The 22,450-nt window shown below is 67.7% G+C and carries 19 protein-coding genes and 1 pseudogene; 12 read left to right on the top strand and 8 right to left on the bottom strand.

Translation table 11 applies throughout. The features are described 5' to 3' along the window. Positions 1 to 51: 51 nt before the first annotated feature. Positions 52 to 1,164, top strand: a complete 1,113-nt coding sequence (locus tag OG272_RS27030; protein ID WP_405895096.1) for a DUF1152 domain-containing protein — start codon at positions 52 to 54, stop codon at positions 1,162 to 1,164. A 33-nt stretch (positions 1,165 to 1,197) separates the two neighbouring features. Here the strand turns inward: OG272_RS27030 and OG272_RS27025 are convergent, their stop codons facing one another. After that, a complete protein-coding gene (locus tag OG272_RS27025) occupies positions 1,198 to 3,003 on the bottom strand; it encodes an IS481 family transposase (protein WP_405896081.1) in 1,806 nt (601 codons plus the stop codon). 592 nt (positions 3,004 to 3,595) lie between these two features. Here OG272_RS27025 and OG272_RS27020 point away from each other — a divergent pair. Both OG272_RS27020 and OG272_RS27015 read left to right on the top strand, forming a co-directional pair. Further along, entirely contained in the window at positions 3,596 to 4,165 is a 570-nt protein-coding gene (locus OG272_RS27020; protein WP_405895095.1) for a hypothetical protein, read from the top strand. A 519-nt stretch (positions 4,166 to 4,684) separates the two neighbouring features. Continuing rightward, complete coding sequence (locus OG272_RS27015) at positions 4,685 to 5,530, top strand: IS5 family transposase (RefSeq protein WP_405895094.1); 846 nt, start codon at positions 4,685 to 4,687, stop codon at positions 5,528 to 5,530. Here OG272_RS27015 and OG272_RS27010 read toward each other — a convergent pair. Both OG272_RS27010 and OG272_RS27005 read right to left on the bottom strand, forming a co-directional pair. Then, positions 5,487 to 6,038 (bottom strand): hypothetical protein, encoded by a 552-nt coding sequence (locus OG272_RS27010; RefSeq protein WP_405895093.1) that lies wholly within the window; start codon positions 6,036 to 6,038, stop codon positions 5,487 to 5,489. The genes OG272_RS27015 and OG272_RS27010 overlap by 44 nt on opposite strands. A gap of 125 nt (positions 6,039 to 6,163) precedes the next feature. After that, the gene (locus tag OG272_RS27005) at positions 6,164 to 9,568 is read right to left on the bottom strand and encodes a PIN domain-containing protein (protein ID WP_405895092.1); all 3,405 of its coding nucleotides are present in this window, start codon (positions 9,566 to 9,568) and stop codon (positions 6,164 to 6,166) included. A gap of 530 nt (positions 9,569 to 10,098) precedes the next feature. Between OG272_RS27005 and istB the strand changes: the two genes are divergently transcribed. The 6 genes and pseudogenes from istB to OG272_RS26975 form a co-directional block, all read left to right on the top strand. Continuing rightward, complete coding sequence (istB, locus tag OG272_RS27000) at positions 10,099 to 10,689, top strand: IS21-like element helper ATPase IstB (protein ID WP_405896080.1); 591 nt, start codon at positions 10,099 to 10,101, stop codon at positions 10,687 to 10,689. Positions 10,690 to 10,933: 244 nt separating this feature from the next. After that, positions 10,934 to 11,074, top strand: a complete 141-nt coding sequence (locus tag OG272_RS26995) for a hypothetical protein (RefSeq protein ID WP_328224801.1) — start codon at positions 10,934 to 10,936, stop codon at positions 11,072 to 11,074. A 30-nt stretch (positions 11,075 to 11,104) separates the two neighbouring features. Further along, entirely contained in the window at positions 11,105 to 11,497 is a 393-nt protein-coding gene (locus OG272_RS26990; RefSeq protein ID WP_328223712.1) for a nuclear transport factor 2 family protein, read from the top strand. Positions 11,498 to 11,879: 382 nt separating this feature from the next. Beyond that, complete coding sequence (locus OG272_RS26985) at positions 11,880 to 12,527, top strand: SDR family NAD(P)-dependent oxidoreductase (protein WP_405895091.1); 648 nt, start codon at positions 11,880 to 11,882, stop codon at positions 12,525 to 12,527. A 50-nt stretch (positions 12,528 to 12,577) separates the two neighbouring features. Further along, positions 12,578 to 13,096, top strand: coding sequence for a nuclear transport factor 2 family protein (locus OG272_RS26980; protein ID WP_326579922.1), 519 nt, complete (start codon positions 12,578 to 12,580; stop codon positions 13,094 to 13,096). Between the two features lie 162 nt (positions 13,097 to 13,258). Then, positions 13,259 to 13,576, top strand: a pseudogene (locus OG272_RS26975) (IS1380 family transposase); the annotation flags it as partial. Here OG272_RS26975 and OG272_RS26970 read toward each other — a convergent pair. From OG272_RS26970 to OG272_RS26950, 5 genes are all read right to left on the bottom strand, one after another. Further along, positions 13,553 to 14,680 (bottom strand): PDR/VanB family oxidoreductase, encoded by a 1,128-nt coding sequence (locus OG272_RS26970; RefSeq protein ID WP_405895090.1) that lies wholly within the window; start codon positions 14,678 to 14,680, stop codon positions 13,553 to 13,555. The pseudogene OG272_RS26975 and the gene OG272_RS26970 sit on opposite strands and share 24 nt — an antisense overlap. Positions 14,681 to 14,703: 23 nt before the next feature. After that, positions 14,704 to 15,615: a metal-dependent hydrolase gene (locus OG272_RS26965; RefSeq protein ID WP_326579925.1), complete on the bottom strand. Its 912-nt coding sequence runs from the start codon at positions 15,613 to 15,615 to the stop codon at positions 14,704 to 14,706. Positions 15,616 to 15,703: 88 nt separating this feature from the next. Continuing rightward, on the bottom strand, positions 15,704 to 16,642 hold the full coding sequence (locus tag OG272_RS26960) for an alpha/beta fold hydrolase (RefSeq protein ID WP_405895089.1): 939 nt from the start codon (positions 16,640 to 16,642) through the stop codon (positions 15,704 to 15,706). After that, a complete protein-coding gene (locus OG272_RS26955; RefSeq protein WP_326579929.1) occupies positions 16,639 to 17,784 on the bottom strand; it encodes a hypothetical protein in 1,146 nt (381 codons plus the stop codon). Before OG272_RS26955 ends, OG272_RS26960 begins: the two co-directional genes overlap by 4 nt. Before the next feature lie 4 nt (positions 17,785 to 17,788). Beyond that, positions 17,789 to 18,700: an SDR family oxidoreductase gene (locus OG272_RS26950; protein ID WP_405895088.1), complete on the bottom strand. Its 912-nt coding sequence runs from the start codon at positions 18,698 to 18,700 to the stop codon at positions 17,789 to 17,791. 152 nt (positions 18,701 to 18,852) lie between these two features. Here OG272_RS26950 and OG272_RS26945 point away from each other — a divergent pair, with 152 nt between their 5' ends. From OG272_RS26945 to OG272_RS26935, 3 genes are all read left to right on the top strand, one after another. Further along, the gene (locus OG272_RS26945; protein WP_405895087.1) at positions 18,853 to 19,494 is read left to right on the top strand and encodes a TetR/AcrR family transcriptional regulator; all 642 of its coding nucleotides are present in this window, start codon (positions 18,853 to 18,855) and stop codon (positions 19,492 to 19,494) included. Between the two features lie 347 nt (positions 19,495 to 19,841). Further along, positions 19,842 to 20,972 (top strand): 4Fe-4S binding protein, encoded by a 1,131-nt coding sequence (locus OG272_RS26940; RefSeq protein ID WP_405895086.1) that lies wholly within the window; start codon positions 19,842 to 19,844, stop codon positions 20,970 to 20,972. After that, entirely contained in the window at positions 20,969 to 22,267 is a 1,299-nt protein-coding gene (locus OG272_RS26935; protein WP_405895085.1) for an SNG1 family protein, read from the top strand. Before OG272_RS26940 ends, OG272_RS26935 begins: the two co-directional genes overlap by 4 nt. Positions 22,268 to 22,450: the final 183 nt, after the last annotated feature.

Below are 22,450 nucleotides of genomic sequence, written 5' to 3'. Positions count from 1 at the left end.
GTAGCCACTATAGGATGAGTGGTCAACCCCCGACCCCGTAGGCTGAACCGCATGAAGCGGTTGATCGTCGCAGCAGGAGGAGGGGGCGACGCAGTCGCCGCCGCAATGCTTCACGCCGCCCTCTACGGCGACGAGGACCCGGCGGTGATCCTCACGTATGCGTGGGACCGCCTCTTGATCGACCCGGTACCGGGCCCCCGAAGACCGAACAACTTCACCGGCCTCCAGCACCTCACCCCAGCAGTCCGGGCAGTGCCGGCCGAAGCCCAACCGATCGCTCCAGCAGGCTCCACCCTCCCCCGCCTCGCGGCAGAGCTCCCGCACACCTTCGCCCTGATCGACCCACACCACGGAGTCGAGGGCATCACCCGCCAACTCGAAGAATTGGTAAGCCACTTCTCACCGGAGTCGATCGACCTCCTGGACGTCGGCGGAGACATCCTCGCCCGAGGCGATGAGCCGACCCTCAAGAGCCCGCTCGCCGACGCCGTCACGCTCGCCGCGTGCTGCCAAGTGAACGCACCGATCCGCCTCCTGGTGGCAGGCCCCGGCCTGGACGGCGAACTACCTCCTGATGACCTGCACGGCATGCTCGGCCCGCTCGTTCACACCTTCACAGCAATGGATGTGGAGCCGATCAGCTCGGTCCTGGAGTGGCACCCCTCCGAGGCAACCGGGATGCTCGCGGCGACAGCCCGAGGCCTCCGCGGAACGTGCGAGATGCGGGACGCCGGCCTTCCCGTCCCTCTCACCGACAGCGGTGCGACCGTCCATGAGGTCGACCTGGACGAAGCACTGAGCCGCAACCAACTGGCCCGCGCCATCTCGACGACCGCCACCCTGGACGAGGTGGAGGCACACAGCCGCAAGATCTGCGGATACTCAGAGATCGACTACGAGCGCAACAAGGCCGCATGGCTCAAGGACCAGCCACCAGTGCCACTCGACCCCGAGGCAGTCCTGTCCCAACTCGAACAGTTCGAGGCCGACGCCCGGAACCGCGGAGTCACCCACACGACGTTCCGCCGCATCACCGAGGCGCTGAACTTCAACGGCTCCCTACGCGAGGACCTGCGCCAACTGCTCATCAGCAGTCGTCCGGAGAAGTACGACGCACCCTTGTGGCGAATCGCATCCACTTGTCGGGTCCCAGTTGATGGCTGACGTTCTGGTCCCAGCTGTTGTTTGACGGTGGGCCTAGACAACTTGGGAAGCCCCGTGGGGCTTGTTCGCTTTCACGTTACGGACCGGGACGTCGGTCGTGCGCCGGATGACCCGGATCTGCCCGTCCAGCTCGACGGTGATCGTCGTGTCCGACACATGCACGGTCACCGTCTGGCCTGCGTAGGGGCGGCCGAGGGAGACAGTCTGGCGGCAGACCATGACCGTGCCCACCGCGCTGACCCGCCGCTGCACGCGGACCGGCTCCACCCGGGGCCGGGGCGGCGGACCCGCGGGCCGCAGGCCGTGCAACCGCTGCACCTTCTCGCTGGTGAGCGGGTTGGGCCGCACCCGCAGCAGCTCCCGCGACGAGGGATCGAAGAACGACAGCGTCTCCTCGTCGATCCGGATGCCCACCTGACGGCCGCCGAGGATCTCCGCCGCAAGCACCTGGCGCCCGCCCAGGTTCACCAGCCCGCTGTTGTTCACCACCCGGTCCACCTCGAACGCCTCCCCGTCCCCGGCAGGCAGTGGAGAGGGACCGGCCGCGCGACCTCCCCGGGCGGCCAGCTGCACGAGATCCGCCACCGACAGGTGCGACCGCACACTCTTGATCCGCGCCCCGGCGACCAGCAGATGGATCACCGATGTGTCCGCCCAGAACGTCACCGTCAGCCCCGAACGGGACGGCCCCAGCCAGAACTGCTTCCCCGCGACCTGCAGATTTCCACTCGCAGGCACCACCCGCTCGAACTCCACCGGCCCACCGGGCTCCATCGCCGCCGATGCCGGGACCTCCTCGGGCAGCCCGGCACGGACGGCCATCGCCTCAGCCGGACCCCGCTCCGCAGGCGCAGTCCGCTGCTGCGGCACCAGAGCCAGCACCCCCGGCACCCTCAGCCCCAGCACATCCCGCTCCTCCTCGGGAACCGGCGTGAACCGATCACCCGGAGAGTGCATGTCCAGCGCCTGATGCGGCCGGACGGAGTTGTACTCCTGCACCCACGCGTCCAGCGCCGACTGCGCCGCCTGGATGCTCTCGAACGCACCGCAATCGTCGAGAAGTTCACGTCGCAGCGTCTGATGGAACCGCTCGACCTTGCCCGTCGTGGTCGGCGAGGCCGGCTGGGTGAGCCGGTGCGCGATCCCGTTCTCCCGGCAGATCCGGTCGAACAACACCTCACCGCCATGCCCGAACCGGTCGGTGAACTGCTTGCCGTTGTCGGTGAGCACCTCCTCCGGCACCCCGAACGCCTGCAAGGCCCGGACGAAGGCCGCGCAGACCGCCCGCCCGGTCGCCCGCTCCACCACCGACGCGATCACGCAGAACCGGGAATGATCGTCCACACCGGTCACGATCTTCGCCTCGGTCAGCTCGCCAGTGACCGGGTTGACCAGCATCACCCCACCGACGATGTCCATCTGCCACAACTGCATCGCTCGATCGCGCTGCCAGCGCTTGTAATCCGACCGCTTCCGGCGCCGCACCCCCGGCTCCACCAGACCATGACGGACCAGGATCCGATACACCGTCATCCGCGACGGCACCGGCGCCACCGCCCCGGACCGCTCCAGCACATGAGCGATCCGCCGCGGACCCCACCGAGGATGTTGACGCCGCAGCTCACACACCGCCGTCTCCACCTCGGCGGATGCCTGATGCGGACACGACGCCGGCCTGCGTGACCGGTCCGCCAGACCCGCCAGCCCCTCGGCCTCATACCGGGACTTCCACCCGCTGACCGTCTGCCGCGACACCCCGAGCGACGCAGCGACCTCGGTCACCGTCGCGCCCGCCAGCACTGCCAACACAGCCCGGTATCTCTGCTCGACAACCGACAACTCCACCAGCGCCAATCCCGGCCTCCTGCCACACGCCGCAACGACGTGCACAGAAAAGCCGATCACGGCCACCGTCAACCATCAGCTGGGATCGAACTGTCAAGCATCACCCGGGATCGGACACGAATCGCATCCACTGCTGAGTAACAACCTTCTTCACGGGTTCAAGGCCCGCGCACGGCGCGGGCGCGCGCCGCCTCTGCGGCGCGGCCTGCCTCCTGTCTTCGCCCCGGCTGGCCGCGCCCGGCGGCGCGCTCGGCGGCTGCGGGCACATCATGGGAGAAACCCTCTGTGGCTGGGGCGGTCGGCTCCACGGCTTTAGGCAGCCAATTTGGCGCGAGCCTCGAAGATCATGGCCCAAGATCGGGCACTAACGGGCAGGCTCACAAACCTGCCCGATCCGCTGGCTAGCGTAATGGGCCATGATCACTCGCGCCAAATCAGCTCCAGCCCAAAGCCGCTACGCCGACCTCGTCTGCGGCCGGTACGACGTGTTCCGGGGAGAGCAGGAAGAGACAAGTGAAACCACGGCACTCATGCAATAAGCTCACAGAGATCCGGCACGGCTTTCCAACCAAGGCAAGGTTGACCCATGGACACAACATTGATTGCGGCAATTGTAGCTGCGAGCGTTTCTGTCACCGGATGGGCAATTAATCACGTTCTAAGCCAGGCAGCTGAGCGAAACAGGCAGCGACATCAGACACGACTCGCTCATGTTGAAAAACAGCTGGAGCAGCTATACGGGCCGCTGTTCTTTCTATTGCACGAAGGAACGTCATCCTTTCGAGATTTCTGTCTGACCCTAGGCCGCAACCACGTATTCGCGGAGAATGATGAAATTAGCCCAGAAGATCTAGAAACCTGGCTCTTCTGGGTGGATAACGATTTCATGCCACGAAACACGGCGATTCAAGAGCTTCTGGCATCGAACGCGCACCTCATTGAGGGTTCTCGCATGCCTGACTCTTACATTCAGTTCATTGATCACCATAATTCTTGGCATATAAGTCACCAGCGCTGGAAAGAGCAGGGCGTATCCTACAGGTGGCGCGCCAGGCAAAATTGGCCCATGGCGTTCGAGCGCGATGTAATTTCAACTTACGAACAGTTGAAGAAGCGCCAGGCTGAGCTAGGCGGAATTCTCTCCGGTAACCAGTAGTCAAGGACGGAACATGTGAGCGCCCTCCGGGCCGTCCTCGGGCCGCGGAAGGGCGCTCAATGGTGACCAACGCCGACAACTGCCGACAGCTCAGCAGCAGGTCAGGGCGCTGACCGTTCAGATGGCCGCAGGTCACGGCCGCCGGTGATCAGTTGTGGCTGAACCGAGACTGCAACCGGCTCACCTCACAGCAACCACCTCAAGCCTTGGAGAGGCATGGCAACTCGCTATGAGAAGACCGCACCATTTCCCAGGCCGGACTGCGCATCCTGGGCATCTTCCTCCGATCCCGCCAGGTGATCTAAGAAGCTGTTGTCTTTTCGATCTTGAGCGGTGGCGGTCGAACGGGGATTCCCTGTCGGGTGATCCTGTTGTGGCCAGAGCATGAAAACGGGGCCTCCTGAACAGCTCGTGGGTGTCGAATCCATAGAGCAACAGGAGGCCCCTGTGCTGCAGTCTTCCGTGTCGATGGCCGGGCGGTCCAACTCGGCCGCTCCAACGTGTGATTGCCTCGCGCACGTGTACGGCAACGCGGCCGACCGGCCCGAACGGCAGCGCCGGTACCCGACGGACATGACGGACGCGGAGTGGGCCGAGGTCCGGCCACTGCTGCCGGTGCCGGGCTGGATGCGCGGGCGGGGCGGTCGGCCGGAGGGATACTGCCACCGCGCGCTGCTGGACGCGATCCGGTACCTCGTGGACAACGGCATCAAGTGGCGGGCGATGCCGGCCGACTTCCCGCCGTGGGACCGAACGTATGCGTTCTTCCGCCGCTGGCGCGACCACGCCCTGGTCAGAGAGTTCCATGACCGGCTGCGCGCCCGGGTCCGCGAGCGGCTGGGCCGGGACGCGGAGCCGACGGCCGGCGTGATCGACTCGCAGTCGGTCAAGGCTGACGCCATCGTCGGCACCGACAGCCGCGGCTTCGACGGCGGCAAACAGATCAACGGCCGCAAGCGGCACGTCGTGGTCGACACTCTCGGCCTGCTGCTGGGCGTGATGGTCACGAGCGCGCATGTCGGCGATCGAGCCGCCGCCCAGTTCCTCCTGCGCCAAGTCGCTGACGCCCACCACCAATTGGAGCTGATCTGGGCCGACGGCGGCTACACCGGCAGCCTCGTCGAGTACTGCCTGGCCACGTTCGCCCTGGTCCTGGCGATCGTCAAACGCAGCGACGACATGCGTGGCTTCGTGGTGCTGCCCAAGCGGTGGATCGTCGAGCGTCTTTTCGCCCACCTCATGCGCACCCGCCGCCTGGCCCGCGACTTCGAACGCCGCACCACCAGCGCCGAGGCGATGATCTACTGGTCGATGACCCTGCTCATGACCCGCCGCCTGGCCCGCTCACGCCACGGGCGGGCGTGAACCGGCCCGGCGCCGGCTCGGCCAGCCAGCCGCGCGCGACCAGGCGTTTCGCCTTCGACCTCAGCGCCTCCACCCGCGCCGGAACCACGTCCATGCCGAACGAAGCGGCCATCTCCTGGCAGGTCATCGGCCCCTGCCCGAGCCGGGCCCGGTCCGCGAGCGCGGTGAGGATGCGCTGGTAGTCCACCGACAACGCCGACCACCCAAGCCCGTCACGCCACACCGGCACCTGCGATTTCGTCTTCGCCGCTTCCGGCGTCGGCGATACCTCCCCGGCCTGCCCGTCGGCAGCCGCTGCTGTCCGGTCGGCCTGGTCGTGGCCATGCCCGGTCTCATCCGCCGGGGCAAGCACCTCGCCCACCCGTGAGCGGGCGATGGCCCATTCCTTCCAGTCCCGCTCCGCCACGGCCAGTTCAGCCTGGACCCGGTCGGCCTCCTCCCGCAGCTCGTCCACGCGACGGCGAGCGACGAGCTCGCGCTGTTCCAGCAGCCCCACGACCGACGGCATCCATGACCTCCACAGCAGCGGCGACACAACAGGCCACCACTCCCACAGGACCGCCGACCCTATGCCTGACCAGCGGAAACGTTGTCCTCAAGGCCGGAAAGGCAACAGCTTCTAAGTCAAGAATCTTAGTTGTCGCGGTGGGTAATCACGATGCGTGCCGCTGCGGACTTGTCGGCTGCGACAGCTTGACTGAAGAGGCTCATGAATTCTGTGCCTGCCTCAGGATGACCCATTTGTCCGACTAGCTGGCCGTAGTAGCGAGCCAGAGCGGCCATCAGGGGCCCGTCACCGCTTTGGACCTCTGCGGCACCGTTGCGCAGACCCGTAAGAAGGAAGGGCAATGATGAAGCGGAGACCCACGGCTGGGTCACGGCTTGGATGGAGAGCGTTTGCAGGTTGGCAGCCCTGTGAGAGGGGAGCGTTGCTCGCCAAAGGCCCACATACGCAGCTGCCAGCCAGGCAGCAGCATGGTTCGGTTCAGGAACGATGACCTGTGCGGCCGCCTTGAGGACCAGCCGCACCACGGCCTGGGCATCAGCCCAAGCCGTCGGCCGTGCGATCGCTGCAGCTACGGCTCGCGCCTGCCACCCGTCGGCTTGTGCGGCGAACCCATACAGCTCGCTGGAGAAGGGTATGTCCATGTAATAGTGCCGGAGGAGTTCGGCCCTCAGAACCATTGCCTCCTGCGGTGCCACGGTCTCCTCGCGCTGGCAAGCGTCGATCAAGGCAAGCGTTCCGAATGCGGCCACGCCCACCGACCGGGCAACTGTGCGCAGAGCTCGGTCGTCGCACCACAACACCAAGTTGTGCTCCTTGGCGTGGTCCAAGGCCGTAAGCCATGCTTGCGGGGCCCGGTCCGCAGGCATCCCCGGCAACGCGCGCAGCTCCGGCCGGGCCACCCGCGGTAGTCGTCGAACTAGGTCAGCGGCACGCTCGAGTGTCCTGCGCAGGGCACTCATCTGTTCCTCTGGAGCAACATGAAGAGTTGCCTGTGCCTCGTCCTCATTCCAAACCACCATGGCATCGGACCGCAGGGCGAAGGACTCGAGGGCGTGGAAAGCGTCGCCAACGATCTGGTCAGTTGTCACAATGCTCTGGCAGGAGCCAAGGAGCCGTTCGGCGGCACCCGGCTCCAACAGGGCGAGAGACACCGCTGCGCTCGAATCCATGACCACCCGCCCGGTCAGCGCAGCCTGGACGGCATTTGCTTCCCACGCGGCCGACGTCGGGTCGGATGCGAAGAGGCCGGGAGGTTCCTCGGTGAGCCGCACACACACCTCGGCGTAAGATCGGCCGTTCATCAAGGCCAGCATCCCTACAGGGGACTGGCCCTGCGCGATGCGTTCTCGGAGCTCGCGGCGGTCCTCATCTTCGTACTCGCGACGCAGACTCCGGCCAAGTTCTTCGAGTAACACGCCCGGATCGCTGGCATCGAGAGCGCGGAAATACACACTATCGGGGAAGCGTTCCAAGTAATCGGAGCTCGCCTCACGCAGAAGTTCAGCCGCCTCGGCGGTCATGGGTTGCGTCGTAGTTGTTCGCCAAAGGAGAGCTGCCAGGAAGCGCCCCAGCAACTCTTCATCCTGTGGCCAGTTCTGCATCAGCTCCAACGCACGGCCCACAAATTGCGGATCAGCAGAAAAACGGGCGCCGAGTTGGACCCATAGGATCGCTTCGTCGCGGCGTCGTGGCGCGGCCGCTTCGCCCAGTTCGGTGAGTGTCTGCCACGCTTCGTCGGGCTGTGCCCGTGTGACATAGCACTTCACTAGGGCCCAGCGTGCGTCGAGGTTGTGCGGGTCCAGACGTAGGAGTGTGATGGCCGCGTCTGTGGCCTGCTCCCAGTTTCCTGTGGCGGATTCCGTCTCAACAAGCAACTCGTACATGGCACCCTGCGCAGCCCAACCCGGGCCGGCAATCCGCAGGGCACTATCAGCGCATTCTTTGGCCTTCTCGTAGTTCCTGGCGCGTTGGAAGCCACGAGCGGCCAATGTCATCAGCTGCGGATCACGCCAGTGTGTCGCGGACTCCTGCAGGGTGACCGCAGCCTTCTCCAGGTCGCCGAGTTGCTGGTAGCGCTGCGCCAGTTTCACGGCGATGGTCGGGTTCTGGTTCGCGTTGGCACGCAGAAGCGACAGGCCGGCGCCTTCTGTGCCGCTGACGACGTGGGCGAGCTTCTCTAGATCAGCTACCGCCTCGGGATAGTCGTCCTTCAGGTGAGAGAGATCAGGCAGGGCCTGCCCGGACTCCACCAGCCCCATGGCCGCCATCAGCTGGTCGGGTCCCGATCTCGCTGCGTCCCAAGTGCGTTGCCAAGCCTCCGCTACCCGCTCATCCTCGCTGCTGTCGGCACGGCGTTCCTCGAGCACAGCTAGCACCTGTGCGCGTGTAAACCGGCTAGTCACCACGGCCAACAATTCATGCGCACGCTGTTCGCGGCCCGTCAGCGCCGCAATCAGGGCACTTTCCCCCAATACTCGAGGATCATCCGCTTCTTGTGCGTTAGCATCCCCTTCTGGAGCCGGCTGGCAGATCGCCCACGCGGTTGCCAGATCCTGGCAGGACAATGCGGCCCGCATTGCAAGGACGACTGCCTCCGCGCTGTCACCGAACCATTCTCGACGTGCGTTACGCACTCGGAGTGCAACAGCCAGAGCTTCCTGCGCGTCAGCGAGCCTATTGCGAGTGGCACGGCGCCTGGCTCGCTGGAGCAGAGCCTGTGCGAGTTCCAGCCCAAGCTGAGGAAAACGTGCGAAATCTGCTTCACGCAGAGCTGGCAGAGCTTGGTCGATTTGATCCTGTGCCAGGAGGATCCGCGCCCGTAGGAGACGTTGCAGAGCCTGTCCGCTGCCAGCAGGAGCAGTCCACCGGTTCAGTTGATCCAGGGCTGCGTCCCAGTCCTTTTCGAGGGCGGATCGCACGGAGTGGACCAACGGCGAGTCGAGGTCTACATGGGCCGCTAGGTATGAACGAGCGCTGCCCTCGGTCAATGTTTCTGCCTTTAGGGCAGCCTGGACGATCAAGAGGTCGCGAGGATAGCCCCCCTCGCGTACGGCCCGGTCATAGAACGAGAATGAGGCACTCTCGGCATCGTAAGCCGAGGCCAATTGGCCAAGCCACGGAAGCGCGCGGATAGGGGCGCTGGAGAGCCAGCGTGGCTCATGCTTGGCCCATTGCTCGAGTATGTCGTTCCGCGCAGACCTACCAGAGGGAAGGTTGTTGACGGCTGCTTCCACGTCAGGCCAGTGATCACACAACTGGCGAGCTTCCTCTTGGAGCAACGGTGGCAACGTGGCTAGCGCCTGCTCGAAAGCGGCATGAGCCGCCTTTAGCGAGGTGCCGCCGTCGGTCACGTACTGCTTATCGATGTATGTGACGTTGTTGTTGTCACCCACCGCAGAACCGATGATTGCTCCGCCAGCCGCCACCGCGCCGGGGCCAGCAAGAACCGTCTGCGCGACCTCGACGGGTGCTTCTTCACTTCCCAGAGAAGAGGTTTTGCCCTTGCGTCGAATCCAGGGGAACGGCGTCACCGTTCACTGCCTTCCCCGAGAGCGCTGTCTGTGATGTCACCACCAGCGGCGATCCCGTCCCGACCCGCTCGCACGTCATCCGCGTTCCGCCTCGCCGCAGTACGACTGGGCGACGACTGGGGGCCGGTCACCTTTGAGTTCTTCCCGATCGCGGAGCCAGTGATGTCACCGCCAGCCACGACCGATCGGCGGCCACCCCGCACGCGCCGCCCACCCGCGGTCCCGCCTCCTGGACTGCGGAACAAGGCAATCAGAGAGACCAGCAAGCCGAGCATCGAGACAACCGCACCTGCCACCCCTACGGTCCGCTCTGTCGTGTCAGGGTCCGCGAAAACGGCGACCAGGACCAGCCCAACAGTCGCCACGCTGGTCAGCGCAACCGTCACCGCTATCCAAATGCGCCCAGTCCCCGCCATAGCCACCTACTCACCGATCCTTCGTCAACGCCCGTTCTGTACCGAAGAACGGTGAGTGCCTTCATCAGCCCTCTAATGAGAAGATAGCGGCAAGACGCCTGATCAAGTAGTCAAATCAGTAACAGTGGAAAAGCAGCAGTTACGCGCTGGCTAGGTAGCGAAGCACCGCAACCACAGCAACCTCTAACCTCGATCCAGCTGTCCCATCTGGGAACATTGGACTTCATCACGGCCAAGGACAACGTCGTTTTCCTCGGGCCGCCGGGCACCGGAAAGACACACCTGGCCACCGGCCTGGCCATCCGCGCCTGCCAGGCAGGCCACCGCGTGGCCTTCGCCACCGCCGCACAGTGGGTCGACCGCCTCGCCGACACCCACCACACCGGACGCCTGCAGACCGAGCTCACCAAGCTCGGACGCTACCCCTTGATCGTGATCGACGAAGTCGGGTACATCCCCTTCGAGGCCGAGGCCGCCAACCTGTTCTTCCAGCTGATCTCCAACCGCTACGAGAGAGCGAGCGTGATCGTCACCAGCAACAAGCCCTTCGGACGCTGGGGAGAGGTCTTCGGCGACGAGACCGTGGCCGCCGCCATGATCGACCGACTCGTCCACCACGCCGAGGTCCACTCCCTCAAAGGCGACTCCTACCGCATGCGCGGACGCAACCTCGGACGCGTCCCCGCCCCCACCAACGACGACTGACCAACAACAACCACCCAGCGGGTCAGAATTCAACCGGCCAAACTGGGTCAGATTTCAGCCGCCGCCGACAGCGCCTGCGCCGCCGTCCGCACCCCTTACGGCCACCGCGAACTTCCGGAGCTCTACCAGCAGTACAACCGCGCCCACGCCCGTCTCCGCGCTCCAGGCAAACACACCTTCGCCCGCCTCAAGTCCTGGCGACTCGATGGTGGCCGGCTGGGGAGGATCGTCGGTCCATGGATATGTGGTCCTCTCCCGCCCCCGCCGATACACCCCCATAGTCGAAGCTGCCGGGCGCCCGGCCACTGCGGCGAAGGAGAGCATCGCCGAGGCCAACGGCGCCTACGACCAGGTGCTGGCCATGCCGAGCGGCGCCAAGACCTGATCCAGCAACGCAGAAAACGGAGAGCTGAACGTGAAACCCACGAATGAAGACACCGTCGAAATCAGCAGGGCCGTGGCGCTGTGGGCGCACATCATGGACGACCACGAACTGGACCGTCTCGGCGAATGCCTCACCGAAGACGCGGTGTGGGACGGCAGCGTCTTCGGCGGCGACCCGGTCGTCGGGCTGGACGCGATCGTGACCTTCATGAACGCCCCCGGACACGCGAAAGCCCACCACACGACGAACATCGTCGTGTCGGAAGGCCCGGGCGACGAGGTGCGGGCCCGATCCAAAGGTCTGAGCCTGCTGGAGGGCGGCGGTGTCGCCAGCGTCGTCTACGCCGACGACCTGCGACGCACCGATGACGGCTGGCGCATTTCCAAGCGGGTCATCCATCTCACTTGGCCACGTCGCCGCTAGCTAGCACTCATCGCCGGACTCGCCGCCCTGGTCACCTTCGGGACAAAACCGCGCCAACCAGCTGCGAAGCGGTAACGGAGCCGTAGTCATGACCAGGCAAGCCGGTCAGAAGTGCTGCGAGATGGGCTTTGACCGTCCGGCCAGGTGAATGAACTACACAAGCCCGCGCACCTGCTCTGGGGCGCTCCTTGGCTCACCTCTACGAGGACTGGGCAGATCGGGTACTTCGAAGCCCAGCGGTCCGCTTGGTCATGGAGACACCAGCAAGTCTCACGGCGTCGGCTTCTTGTGCCGTTGCTGTGCGACGGGGCAGCCGTTCATTCTCGGGAATGAGTGTCCGGCCGATACTGGCGCACCGATCGGCTCAGCCGTCGCGCCGATTGTGCTCGCGTACTCCGGTGATGAGTACTCCGACGGCGAAGACGACCGGTTCGGGCGGATCGACGTCCTGGTCAACAACGCCGGCGTCGGCTCGATAGGCGCGGCCGAGGAAACCTCCCTCGCGCAGGCCCAGGGCGTCTTCGACATCAACGTCTTCGGTGTCATGCGCATGGTGCAGGAGGTCCTGCCGCACATGCGCTCCCGGGGACGCGGGCGCATCATCAACCTCTCGTCGGTGCAGGGGTTCATCCCCGCTCCCTACATGGCCGTCTACGGCGCGTCCAAGCACGCGATCGAGGGCTACTCCCAGTCCCTGGACCACGAGGTGCGGCAGTACGGCGTCCGGTCGCTCCTCGTCGAACCCGCCTACACCAGGACCGGATTCGAGGCCAACAGCGCGAAGCCCGACACGCCCCTGCAGGTCTACGCGGACCAGCGGCACGTCTTCGACCGTCTGATGACGGAGGCGATCAGGGGCGGTGACGACCCCGCCGTGGTCGCCAAGGCGATCGTCACGGCCGCCACCGACAAGAAGCCGAAACTTCGCTACGCCGCCGGCCCCATGGCCGGACGCGCACGCATGCTCCGCTTCGTTCCTGCCTGGGTCCTGGACAAGCAGATCCGCACGATGAACAAGCTGGCCGGCTGACCCCCGCCACCCCACGCACTCCGTCGCGCCGTTGATACCGGGAGAGACTCATGTCCGAGACCCCGCACTCCGCCGCCGCTACCGTCGCGAGCTGGCGCGCCGCCTCAGAACGCGGTGACGTCGACGCCGCAGTCGCGTGCCTGAGCCAGGACGTCGTGCTCAGCTCGCCACTCACCGAACAGTTCCGCTTCGAGGGACCTGCCCAGCTGCGCGATTTCCTGACCTCGGCGTTCACGGCGGTCGAGGACATCCGCTTCCACACCCAGACCGGCGAGGGCGACACGTACGCGCTGTTCTACCGGGCGAGGGTGGGATCCCAGCCGTTCGAGGAAGCGCAACTGCTGCGGCTCGACGACGAGGCACGCGTCAAGGAGATCACGCTCTTCGGGCGTCCGATGCCGGCCCTCACCGCCCTGATGATCGGCGCGGGGTCGGAGCTCGCCCGCAGGCAGGGCCGCCGGGGTGTCGCGGCGCTCATGCGCGCCGGCGCCGCGCCCGTACACGCGATGGTCACCTTCGGGGACCGCCGCTTGGTCCCGCTGACCCGGCCGACAGCCCCGCGGACCTGATCGCACCAGGTCCACCGGCCGTTTGGCCCCGTTCCCCTTCCAGGAATGGCGGTAGCCGCAGGCGATGTCCTCGGCGGACAGCTTCGGGTCGCATCCGCCCCGTACGGGCCCGGCGAGCGTACTCGTGGTCGGCGAGCCGGCCGCGTCCACGAACACCTGCTGAAGGTCCCCGCCTCAGCCTGGACCCCGGCCGTCGAGACCGACGGTGAGGCCCGTGACGGGGCCTGGGTCGCCGAGCTCACCGGCAAGCTCCTGGACGGCCTGCTCAAGGGCGTGCGGCTGATCATCCGAAAGGAACGGCCCTATCCTGGCGCCCAGTTGAGGTTCACGGACGCGGACGGCATTCGGATCACGTGCTTCGCGACCAACACCCCTGACCGGCCGATCGCCGCACTCGAGCTCCGTCACCGGCTGCGGGCCCGGGCCGAGGACCGGATTGACGGGCGCTCGGCCGGTTCACACCTCCAGCACCAGCCGCTCTCCTTCCGGTGCACGCGAGACGCAGGGCAGCATGGCGCCGGCCGCACGTTCGGTGGCGGTGAGCCGACGGTCACGGTGATCGACCTGGCCATCGGCAACCCGTACCCGGCAGGTGCCGCAGAACCCCTGGCGGCAGGAGAACGGCAGGTCCGGCAGGGCCTCGTGGAGAACGTCCAGGGCGGAGCGGTCGTACGGCACCGGCAGAACCCGTCCGGTGTCGCCCAGCTGGAGTTCGAAGGGGCGGCCGTCCGTGATCGGGGGCGGAGCGAACCGCTCGAAGTGCAGGGCCGACGCGCGGCTGCCACCGAACGCGCGCCGAACGCCGTCGATCATGGGCGCGGGCCCGCAGCAGTACACCGCACCCGTCGCCGGGATCGAGCGCAACAGATCGGCGGCTTCGGGCACCCCGGACTCGTCGTCAGGACGGATGGAGACCCGGCCGGGGGCCGCGGCCGCGAGTTCGGCCAGCTCTGCCGCGAAGGGCATCGAGCCGCGGCTGCGGCCGGTGTGCACGAGCCTCCAGTCCAGCCCGCGCCGGGCTGCTTCCCGGGCCATCGGCAGGATCGGGGTGATGCCGATGCCGCCCGCGACGAGCAGGACGGATGCTTCGGCGGCGAAGGGGAAGGCGTTCCGGGGCCGCCCGGTGACGGCGACCCGCGTACCGACTCCGAGGGTGTCGTGCACCTCGGCCGAACCGCCTTTGCCGTCGGCGATGCGGCGCACCGCTATGCGGTACCCGTACCGGTCGGCGGGGTCGCCGCACAGGGAGTACTGCCGCCTGCGGCCGGAGGGCAGGCGCAGCTCGATGTGGGCGCCGGGCTGCCAGGGCGGGAGCACTCCCCCGTCGGATGCCCCGTCGGATGCCCCGTCGGGTGCTGCCAGCCGCAGGGAGACGACATCCTCGGCCTCCTGGTGCCTGGCGGCGACCACCAGTTCCCGGATCACGGGCGTCCCGGTGGCCGGCGGGCGCTTGGGAGGAGTGCTGCGCCGCGCGAGGCGCGTGACCGCCTTGTCGCTGAAAGCCGCCAGCTTCCGCATGTAGGAGTCGCCGCGCAGTCTGCCGTAGAGGTCCGGCGGCGGGGTGCCGGGTGTGCCGATGTCCATGGGATGCCTCACTGGTTTCCGGGTCATCGGGCAGCCGCTCGGGCAGCAGGAGACACCGCCAGGTAGGCGACCGCCAGCTGGGTCGAGCCCTCCTGGGTCGGGTGGTAGCCGGGGCGGAAGTAGCGCAGCACCGAGCGGGCGAACGCTCCCGGCCGGGGCAACAGGTCCTTGCGGGCCGCGGCCAGGTAGTCGCGGAAGCGGACCTCGACCCGGTCGTCGAGTTCGGGGTCCGCGTTCATCAGGAAGCGGACTCCGCGGATCCACAGCCGGGTCAGCACCGGAGCGGTGACGAGCATGCCGACCACGCGGCGCCGGTACCGGGGATCGAGGTGCACCAGCAGGTCGAACGCGACCGAACGGTGTTCGACCTCCTCCGCGCCGTGCCAGCGGAACAGGTCGAGCATCGCGGGGTCCACGCCGGTGTGGTCCAGGTCCCCGTTGCTGAGAATCCAGTGACCCATGTACGCGGTGAAGTGCTCGAAGGCCGCTATGAGGGCGAGCCGTTGGAGGAGGTGCGCGTGCGCGGCGGCCGGCGTCAGCTCCGGCCTGTCTCCGAGCACCCTTCGGAAGATCCATTCGGACTGCAGGGTGTACGGAGTCGGGTCCAACCCCTTGGCGAGCAGGTGCTCCAGGACCTCCTGGTGCGCCTCGGCGTGCATCGCTTCCTGGCCGATGAAGCCGCGTACGTCCTCGCGCAGTCGGTCGTCGGTGATCAGTGGCAGTGCCTGCTCGAAGGTGCGCACGAACCAGCGTTCGAGCTCGGGGAGCATGAGGTGGAGCACATCGAAGGTGTGGGTCGCGAAGGGCTCACCCGGCACCCAGTGCAGCGGCGTGGTGCTCCAGTCGAAGGTGACGTCCCGCGGTTGCAGCACCAGGTCGTGGTGGTCGATGGGCTCGGACGGACGCTCCGGGTGGGCATGTGCGGCTCGGAACATGACAGGTTCCTCCTCCGTCGGCGATCGGTGTGTGGGAAGGGGCGGTCAGGCAGTCGTCCAGTACTGCCGGTCTGTTACTGCCGGTCCGTCAGATCGGGTGCGCGGTGTGGTCCGGAGTGTGAGTGCGGCGGGAGCCGTTTTCGACGCGGTGGGCGAATTCCGCGATCCGGGACGCGACCTCCTCGGGGTGGCTGAGCTGTACCCAGTGCCCGGCGTCGATCGGGCGCCGTCGCATCTGGCCCGTCCAGTGCTCCACTCCGTACGACAGCACCGGGGTGACGCAGAAGTCGCGGGTGGGGATGATGAGTTGAACCGGGACGGTGGTCGGCCGGTCCCGGGGACGCAGCAGGCGGGGCAGCATGTTGGCGCGGTACAGCGCGGTGCCGGACACGGCGTCGCGGGCCAGCGTCGGCGCGGGGTAGGAGGTGTGCCCGGGCACACCTTGGGAGCCGGTGAGGAAGGTACGCCAGCGGTGTCCCAGTGCTCTCCAGGTCAGGGCGGGCAGGAGCGGGACATGGAAGTAGGCGATGTACCAGGACCGTGCGGCCTGCCTCAGCAGCTTCGGCAGATCCGGATGCCCCGGTCGGAGGCGGTCCCGGATCAGGTGGCCGACATGGTCCAGACAGGGTCCGGAGATGGAGGTGAACGAGGCGATCCGCCCGGCCAGGCGGGTGCCGGTGACGGACTCCCAGGAGTGGATCGATCCCCAGTCGTGTCCGACCAGGTGCACCGGGCGGTCGGGGCTCACGGCGTCGAGAACCGCCTCCAGGTCGGCTTCCAGGCGGGACATCCGGTAGGCGCGCGGACCTCTGGGCCGGTGGGAGGCACCGGCTCCCCGCACGTCGAAGGCGGTGACGTGGAAGCGGTCGGCCAGTCGCTCGGCGACCGGGCGCCACACGGCGCTGGTGTCCGGATAGCCGTGGACCAGCACCACCGCAGGAGCCGTGGACGCTCCCCATTGGTAGGCGGCCAACTCCACGCCGTCCGCGGCGTCCACGGTGATTCGGCGGGCGGCCGGGCCGGTCACCGGCCACCACCGGCAGGGGTCAGTTCGCCGTAGTTCAGACCGCCGTGGAAGAAGCTGGGCAGCACCGGCCACTGCCGCTTGAAGCGGGCCAGCTCGGAGGAGGGCAGGATCTGCAGCCAGCGCGGATCGCGCCGGCTGGGGTCGGCGAGGGTCTTCTCCTTGACCATGGAGTCGTACTGGTCGAGGGAGTCCTCCAGGGTGTTGGCGTTGGGCACCACCTCATGGCCGTAGAACGCGGCGTGGCGGCGTACCCCGGGGATGCGGGAGAGCTCGGGCTGCCAGTTGTCGGCCGAGATGCCGTTCTCGGAGGAGACCCACACGCCGTCGGGGGTGTTCAGCACCAGGGAGTGGTTGCCGTCCGTGTGGCCGGGGGTCCACAGCAGGCTGACGCCGACACCGAGTTCGACATCGCCGTCGAAGGCGGTGACGCGCTCGTCCGGTACCCCGTCCATGCCTCCGTCGACGTACCAGGCCCACTGCATCGGATGCACGGATTGGAAGGTGCCCAGCTCCCTGCGGTGCACCAACAACCGGGCGCGCGGGAACAGCGCTTCGCGGGGCGCCCGTTCGCCGGGAATGGTGCGGGTACTTCCCATGATCATGCGTACGTCCTGGACGTGCAGGTGGTCGAAGCTGACGAAGTCCACGTCCTCGGGGCGCAGCCCGCAGGAGGGCAGGACGGTGTTCGGGTCGTGGTAGTAGCGGGCGAAGACGTGCTCGGTGAGAAAGTCCCCGGCCAGCCGCTTGAGCTGGGAGTAGAACGGCGCTTGAGCCGTTCCGGCGGCGACGGTCGGCTCCCACACCAGTGTTTTCGGCTCACCGTCGAAGCCGTCGAACTGCACGACGAGCATCCGGTTGACGATGCTCACGAACGGGTTGACGGCGAGCGCGGCGCCGTGGAAGCCGAACCGGGTGGGGTACGGGGCGGCGGCGATGTCGAAACTGCGGACGGCGTGGATGCGGCCCTGCTGGACGAACCGCTCACGGTAGGCGGCCGCGGCGCCGCGCACGGCGCGCAGCCGGTCACCGCGGGGCCATACGTCGTGGACACCCTCGAATTCGGGGATGGGACGCGGAGCGGCGGCGTCCTCGACCTTCTGGGCCTTCTTCGTGCTGGGCGCCGGCTTGGGCGTGGTGGTCACGGGCTCATCCTTCGGGCAGGCGGGCGGTCCGGGTGCGCTGCTCGTAGGCCGCGCGGACCGTCCGGTCGGACAGGGCGGCGAGCTGGTCGGGGACAAGGAGGTGATGCAGGGCGTCGCGGGCACGGCCCGGCAGCAGCGCGGCCAACCGGGTCAGGGCGGCTATCCGGCGTGGAACGAAGACCTCGAACCGCGGGCGCAGTACGACGTCGAGCACCGCGTCGGCCACCTGATCCGTCGTCAGGCGTCGGGTGGGGCCGGTCGCGGTGCCCACGGCCAGCTCGGTCTCCACGACGCCGGGCATCACCAGGGACACGTGCACGCCGGTGCCGCGCAGTTCGGCGCGGACGGCTGTGCTGTAGCCGTGGACGGCGTGCTTCGTCGCCGCGTAGGTCGCCTCCCCGGCCGGGGCGACCTTGCTGGCGGCGGAGGCGATGTTCACCACGTGGCCGTGACCGCGTTTCCGCATCCCCGGGATCACGAGTTTCATCCCGCGCAGTACGCCGTGGACGTTGACGTCGAACTGGCGCAGGGCGGCTTCCTCCGGTTCCTCCTCGAAGGGGCCCACCCACATGATTCCGGCGTTGTTGATCAGTACGTCGATCGGCCCCAGCTCGGTCTCGACGGTGCGCAGGAAGTCATCGAAGGAAGGTGTGTCGGTGACGTCGAGAGACAGCCCGAGCAGTCGGCCACCGGGACGCGCGCCGATGGCGTCGGCCGTCTCCCTGGCGAGCTCCGCGTCGAGATCGCCGATCGCCACGGCGGCTCCGGCCGCGGCGAGCCGGGCCGCGACGGCACGCCCGATGCCGCGGCCCGCCCCGGTGACCGCGATCACCCGGCCGGTCAGCGGTTGTGTGCCGGAGAGCCTGTCGCGGTCTCTCCGGCTGAACGTGTACGGGGATTTGGGCGGTGCTGCCACGGTCGAGCCCCTTCCTTGCCCTGAGCACGAGCGGACCGCCGAGCGGCAGGCGGTCCCCACACATTTCTGACACGAGACCATGTCAGATGAACTGACAAGCTAGAGTGTCAGTTCGGAGCACACCGGTGTCAACACCTCTGCGAAGGGGAAAAATGACCGGCACACAGACCGCCGGGCGGCGCTACGGCGGACGCGACGCGGCGCAACGACAGCAGGAGCGCCGCACCCGCCTCATCCAGGCGGGCCTCGACCTGTTCGGCACGGCCGGATACGCCTCGGTCTCCGTCAAGCAGGTCTGCTCGCACGCCGGACTGACCGAGCGCTACTTCTACGAGTCGTTCCGCGACCGCGAAGACCTGCTCGCCGGGGTCTACAACGAACTGATCGCCACCATCAGCGCGGAAACCGCGCAGGCCGCCGCCGCTGCCGCACCCGATGTGGACGCCCAACTGCGGGCCGGCCTCGAGGTGTTCATCCGCACACTGGCCGGCGACGCCCGCAAGGCCCGCCTGGTGCTCATCGAGGTCGTGGGCGCCAGCCCCCGCCTCGAAGTGCGCCGCCGTGAGGTCCTGCACGAATTCGCCGCGATGGTCGCCGCCGTCGTCGCACCGCTCCCTGGCCCGGAAGCCTCCTCCAGCCGGCTCACCATGACCGCGATGAGCCTGGTCGGCGGAGTCAACGAACTCCTCGTGGACTGGACGCTCGGCCACCAGAACGCCACGGTCGAAGAACTGATCGACCTGTGCCACACCCTGTACATCGCGGCCTACCGAGCCATCAGCGATCAGCCCTGATCACACGGGCCCCGATTCCATCAGGAGCTCTCCGTACCGGACGGCGGCCCACGCCCATCACCTTCCCAGTAGAGCCCGGTTCGGGCTCGTGACCTCCTGGGCCGGTATGACTCGTCGCCCTCGCCTGCCGACGCGACGAGCCATCCGGCCCTCCCCGACAGCGCTGGTGACGGGGTGGCGGGACATCGAGGAGCCGGTCGCCGGGCTCGCGCAGGTGACGTGATCCCGGCCGGGTCGCACCTCTCGACTCGGGCTTGCATGCGGAAACCGATCAGTTTACAGTGACGAAACTGATCGGTTTCTCGCCGTGAGGGCGAGTCTCGACCCCCGAGTCCCCAGGAGTACGGATGACTGCCGCGCGCGACGCCGAGGGGCAACCGACGGCCCCGGCTCCCAGGCTTCCGGCGAAGCTGGCCGCCCACCCGTCGGTGCAGGCCGTACTCGCCCGGCGCGGGACCGGTGACACGGTGAGCCCGGCGCCGGTGATCGACGCGGCCTGGCTGCGCGAGCTGTGCCTGGCGGCCGGTGCGGACGACGCGGCCGCGGTCAGCCTGGACCACCCCGACCTGGCCGGCGAGCGCGAGCACGCACAGTCCGCGCTGCCCGGCACCCGCACCCTGATCGCGATGGCGGTCCGGATGAACCGCGACAACTGCCGCTCCCCGGCCCGCAGTGTGGCCAACCAGGAGTTCCACCAGACCGACGAACAGGCCAACCACGCCGCCCGCAGCGTCACCCGGGCCCTCCAGGACGCCGGACACCGCGCACTCAATCCGTCCGTCGGCTTCCCCCAGGAGATGGACCACTTCCCCAGCGAGCGGATCTGGGTCGTGGCGCACAAGACGGTCGCGGTGGCCGCCGGGCTCGGCGTGATGGGCCTGCACCGCAACGTCATCCACCCGAAGTTCGGCAGCTTCGTTCTGCTGGCCACCGTCCTGGTGGACGCGGAGGTGAGCGAGTACGGGCAGGCGCTGGACTACAACCCCTGCATCGACTGCAAGTTGTGCGTCGCCGCCTGCCCGGTCGGCGCCATCGCCAAGGACGGCGCCTTCGACGGGCTGGCCTGCACCACGCACAACTACCGCGAGTTCATGAGCGGGTTCACCGACTGGGCGCAGACCGTGGCCGACAGCGAGGACGCCGCCGACTACCGCTCCCGGGTCACCGACTCCGAGAGCGCCTCCATGTGGCAGAGCCTGTCCTCACCCCCCGGCTACAAGTCCGGCTACTGCCTCGCCGTCTGCCCCGCCGGCGAGGACGTCCTGGGCCCCTACCTGGACGACCGCAAGAACTTCATGGACACCGTCCTGCGCCCCCTCCAGGACAAGAAGGAAACCCTCTACGTCCTGCCGGGCTCGCACGCCCAGGAGTACGCCCGTCGCCGCTTCCCCCACAAGCCCGTCAAGGAAGTCACCGGCGGCTGGCAGCCCCCGGCGAAACGCCCCGCGTCCACCGACCGAGAGACACGTACGTCATGAGTGGCACTCACCCCTTCCGCGTCCTGCGCGCCAAGCCTCTGTGGATCGCGAACGGCGTCATCACAGGCGTACTCGCGCTGCTGTTCGCCGTGTTCTACGTCGGCGCGAACATCGACCCCGTAGATCACATGAAGAACCTGCCCGTCGGCCTGGTCAACGCCGACGAGGGAGCCGCCGTCGGCGGCAAGCAGGTCAACCTCGGGGCGCAGATCACCGAGTCGATCAAGAAGTCGACCGCGAGCGGGGACAGGATCGACTGGAAGGTGATGGACGAGAAGGAGATGAAGGACGAGCTCGGCAAGGGCAAACTGTTCGGCGCGCTCGTCGTGCCCGCCGACTTCACCACCTCCGCCACCGCACTGACCGGCACCGCGCCCACCGGGACCCCGGCCCGCCCGACCCTGACAGTGCTGACCAACCAGTCCGCCGGCAGTCTGGGCTCCGGCCTGGCCCGGACGGCGACGACCCAGGCGGCCGAGAACGCCTCGCTCCAGGTGGGCAGGGAACTGGCCGCCCAGATCGGACCCGGGCAGGCGAAGCTGCCCGCCGCGGCACGCGTCCTGCTCACCGACCCGGCCGCCGTCACGGTCGAGGACGGCCACCCCCTCGACTCGCACAGCGGCCTGGGCCTGACGGCGTTCTACTACGCGCTCACCCTCGTGGTCGTCGGCATGCTCTCCGCCAACGTCATCAGCGGCCAGGTCGACCACGCCCTCGGCTACACCCACAACGACATGGGCCCCCTGCGCCTGCACCGCCCGCTCATCCGGGCCACCCGGGTCCAGACCCTCACCATCAGCAGCACCCTCATGGCCGCCCTGTCCCTGCCGATGGGCACCCTGGTCATGGTCGGCGCGGTCGGCATCATGGGCATGGACGCCGCCCACCTGCCGCTGTTGTGGCTGTACTCGGTGTGCGCCATCGCCGTCACCGGGATCGGCGCGCTCACCCTCCTCGCGGTCTTCGGCACGCCCGGCATGCTGGTGGTCACACTGGTCTTCATCGGGATGGCGGTGCCCACGTCCGGGGCCACCACCCCGATCGAGGCGCTGCCCGGCTTCTACCGCTTCCTCGCGGAGTTCGAGCCGCTGCGGCAGATCACCGGCGGCATCCGCTCGATCCTCTACTACGACGCCCAGGGCGACGCGGGTCTGACCCGGGGCTGGGTCATGATGGCGGTCGGCCTCGTCGCGGCCGGACTGTTCGGCTTCGGCGTACTGGGGTGGTACGACCGCAAGGGACTGCACCGCATCCCGGAGGAGACGAAGCCCGGGAAAACCGCCGCCCCGGCGTAACGGCAGGCCACCCAGGACGGGCCACTACTCGAAGTGGCCCCGGTGTGTGTGTCGCCCTGCCGGGAACGACAGGCGCGCACACCATCATGGCTCGGCGACGGTCTTTCCCCCAGGCCCGCCATGCCCATGCCTCTACCCGGAACCCCCCAGAAACCGATCGGTTTTCATTTCGTCCGCTTCAGG

Origin of the sequence: Streptomyces sp. NBC_00104 (assembly GCF_045160825.1) — a bacterium.
Classification (GTDB): Bacteria; Actinomycetota; Actinomycetes; order Streptomycetales; family Streptomycetaceae; genus Streptomyces.
This window is presented reverse-complemented; position numbering and strand designations above follow the sequence as displayed.